This window comes from Treponema sp. R80B11-R83G3 (assembly GCF_054786115.1).
In genome coordinates this window covers 1-861 of sequence record NZ_BDHF01000314.1, presented here as the reverse complement: position 1 = coordinate 861, position 861 = coordinate 1, and the positions used below count along the sequence as shown (strand labels likewise).

Here is an 861-nt window from a genome sequence, read left to right as displayed (position 1 = left end):
CGGGGACGACGTTAAAATCAATGTAATAATTCGCCCCTCCGCCGGGGAGCAATACTTTTAACCGGTCTCTTACGGTTATTCCAGGGGCAACTATAAAAACATTTTTAGAAAACCTTTTGTCTTGCGGATATGAAACTTTGTTACAGATTTGCCAAGCTATGAGCATTGCCATGACGGTGGTTTTTCCGCCGCCCGTGCAGAGTTTTGTACAAAGACGCTTAAAATCGCCTCCGTCTCCCTGTATGTCAAGCCCGTTTTTTTCGGTTTCAGGAGCTTCGGCAAGCCAGATGACGGTTTCGATAGCGTCCAGTTGGCAAAAGAAAAAAGCGTATTTACGGACTTCCTTTGCGTACCAGTGTTCAATTAGTTTTCGTGTAACGCTTGTAATGCCGGGGTAATTATTTGTCTTCCATGCTTTTACCCGCTTGCGTATTTCGTTGACTAGGGGCAAGGGTATAAAATTGCCTTTTTCGTTAAACTGGTTGCTTCCCTGATTTGCAATATAATACCCTGCGGAACGTCTGCCTGATTTACGGTCAAATGACTGGCTGTTTTCATTGTAATCCCAATACTCTTTTGGTTCTTCGTAGGGAGAGTTTATTATCAACTGGTCAATGATTTTAGCCATTATCGTCTTCCTTCAGCTTGCTTTCAATAATAGCCCGCTCGTGTTCCAGTTCCCGTTTCAGTTCTTCTTCCGTGGGAAGATAATCCATATATTTTGAGGCAAAGAGATTGTCTTTATCGGAAAGAACAGAGTATTTTGCCATTGACTCATTTTTATCGGCGCATAGAATAATGCCCAATGTTGGGTTGTCTTCGGGAAGTTTGATTTTATCATCAAAATAGCGGACATAGAAA

General features: G+C 42.4%; 1 protein-coding gene and 1 pseudogene. Both read right to left on the bottom strand.

What is annotated here, in order from left to right; translation table 11 throughout:
• Positions 1-628 (bottom strand): annotated as a pseudogene (locus ACYVRH_RS13560) (hypothetical protein); the annotation flags it as partial.
• Positions 621-861 (bottom strand): PDDEXK nuclease domain-containing protein (locus ACYVRH_RS13555; protein WP_461257421.1); only part of this gene is annotated, 241 nt, incomplete at its 5' end. The pseudogene ACYVRH_RS13560 and the gene ACYVRH_RS13555, both read right to left, overlap by 8 nt.